Source organism: Flavobacterium sp. (assembly GCF_043773265.1).
In the GTDB taxonomy this organism is placed as follows: Bacteria; Bacteroidota; Bacteroidia; order Flavobacteriales; family Flavobacteriaceae; genus Flavobacterium.
Window position 1 is genome coordinate 1 of sequence record NZ_JAYVFH010000294.1, and the last position, 2,839, is coordinate 2,839.

The 2,839-nt window shown below is 31.8% G+C and carries 1 protein-coding gene and 1 pseudogene; both read left to right on the forward strand.

Translation table 11 applies throughout. The features are described 5' to 3' along the window. Nucleotides 1–2,530: DNA polymerase I (gene polA, locus ACH2BO_RS15175; protein WP_395045574.1), on the forward strand; the 2,530-nt coding region annotated here is incomplete at its 5' end. A gap of 103 nt (nt 2,531–2,633) precedes the next feature. After that, nucleotides 2,634–2,839, forward strand: a pseudogene (locus ACH2BO_RS15180) (hypothetical protein); the annotation flags it as partial.

Genomic DNA, 2,839 nt, shown 5'->3' on the forward strand with positions numbered 1-2,839 from the left:
TGAAGCCGATGATTTAATTGGAACTATTGCAAAGCAAGCCGAAAAAGAAAATTATCAAGTTTTTATGGTTACTCCAGATAAAGATTTTGCCCAATTGGTTTCCGAAAATATTTTTATGTACAAACCAGCACGAATGGGAAATGATATAGAAATTTGGGGAATTCCAGAAGTCTTAAAAAGATTTGAAATAGAACGACCAGAACAAGTTATAGATTTTCTAGGAATGATGGGCGATGCTGCCGATAATATTCCTGGTTTACCTGGCGTTGGCGAAGTTACTGCCAAGAAATTGTTGAAAGAATTTGGTTCTATGGAAAATCTTTTAGCAAATACAGACCAATTAAAAGGCGCTTTGAAAGACAAAATTGAAGCCAATAAAGAAAAAGGAATTCTCTCTAAAAAATTAGCAACTATTTTACTAGATTGTCCTGTAACTTTTAATGAAAAAGATTACGAATTATCTAAACCAGATGTTGAAAAAACCGATGCGTTATTTGTAGAATTAGAGTTTCGTCAAATGAAAGCGCAGTTTGACAAATATTTTGGAACAGGAAAAGAATACGACGAAATTGATACCAATGGAAATTCTTCTGAAACAAGTGATAGTCAAACAACATTAAAAAAACAAATCACAAAAAAATCTAACGAAGAGCAATTTGATTTATTCGGATTTTCAGATGAGGAAAGTGGCGAAGAAAAAACCAATTCGCATTATGCAACTTTAGAAAACACAAATCATAATTATACAATTATTCAAGGAGAATTGGGCACGAAATTGTTCTTTCAAAATTTAATGAATCAAACTTCGGTATGTTTTGATACAGAAACTACAGGAATTGATGCCTTGAATGCAGAACTTGTTGGAATATCATTTTCTTGGGCAAAAGGAGAAGCATTTTATGTTCCGTTTCCAGAAAATCAAGACGATGCTCAGGTTTTAGTCGATAAATTCAAACCTTTTTTTGAAAGTGAAACCATCGAAAAAATTGGTCAGAATATAAAATATGATTTAAAAATTCTGTCGCATTATGGAGTTCAGATAAAAGGAAAATTATTCGATACTATGATTGCGCATTATTTGATAAATCCAGATATGCGTCACAATATGGATGTTTTATCGGAAACTTATTTAAAATATTCGCCAAAATCTATTGAAGATTTAATTGGAAAAAAAGGCAAAAATCAAAAATCAATGCGCGATGTTTCTTTAGAAGAAATCAAAGAATATGCAGCCGAAGATGCTGATGTTACCTATCAATTGAAACAAAATTTCAGTCCGATTTTAGACAAAGCCGAAACCAAAAAATTATTTGATGAAATCGAAATTCCGTTAATTCCAGTTTTGGCAGCAATGGAATTAGAAGGAATAAATCTTGATGTTCCATTTTTGAAAGAAATGTCGGTTGAAATGGCAAAAGAAAGTTCTCAATTGGAACAAAAAATATATGAAACTGCTGGCGAGAAATTCAATTTGGCATCGCCGAAACAATTGGGCGACGTTTTATTTGACAAAATGAAAATTGGCGGAGCGAAACAAAAGAAAACGAAAACTGGGCAATATGCAACTGGCGAAGAAGTACTTTCTTATTTAGCCAACGAACATCAAATTGTAAAAGATATTCTAGAATGGCGTCAAATGGTAAAACTGCAAAGTACTTATATTGATGCATTACCAAACCAAGTTGATAAAAAAACTGGACGAGTTCACACAGATTATATGCAAACCGTTGCTGCAACTGGAAGATTGAGTTCGAATAATCCAAACTTGCAAAACATTCCTATTCGTACTGAAAGAGGAAGATTAATTAGAAAAGCATTTATTGCTAGAGATGAAAATTATACGTTGGTTTCTGCCGATTATTCTCAAATAGAACTTAGAATTATTGCTGCACTTTCTGGCGAAGAGAATATGATTAAAGCATTTCAAAATAACGAAGATATTCACAAATCTACTGCTGCAAAAGTATTTAATGTTCCGTTAGAAGAGGTTACAAAAGAACAACGTAGCAATGCAAAAACGGTAAATTTCGGAATTATTTATGGTGTTTCTGCTTTTGGTCTATCAAATCAAACGGATTTATCTCGAAAAGAAGCTGCTGAGTTAATTGAAGCTTATTATCAAACCTACCCAAAATTAAAATCGTACATGAGCAATCAAGTAGATTTTGCCAGAGAAAACGGTTATGTGCAAACGGTTTTAGGAAGAAGACGTTATTTAAAAGATATTAATTCTGCCAACATGATGGTAAAAAGTGGCGCTGAACGAAATGCTGTAAATGCACCAATTCAAGGAAGTGCTGCCGATATTATTAAAATTGCAATGATTAATATTCATAAAAAACTCACAAGTGAAAATTGGAAATCTAAAATGTTATTACAAGTTCACGATGAATTGGTTTTTGACGTTCATAACTCTGAATTAGAGAAAATTCAACCAATGATTAAATACGAAATGGAAAATGCATTTTTAATGGATGTTCCTTTGGATGTTGAAATTGGAATTGGTGAGAATTGGTTGGAAGCACATTAGAATTAGAATTAGTTTTCAGTGTTCAGTTCTCAGTGTTCAGGTTTTAGTTGGCAGTTGAGCAACTTTGTTATTTCGTAGAATCAGATTTTTCAATTAAATCGACATGAAATATTTTATCTTTTTTATAAAATTCGTTTTTATCCTTTTGGTTTCAATTTTTATAATTGGAATAATTGTATTGAATATCAATAAAAATATTGGAATTAATAAAACTGTTGGTTGGGCTTGGGATTTGACAGGGTTTATCATTCCATTATTAATTATTCAAGTTTCAACCTACTTGACTTTGTTTTTACTAAAAACCAAGAC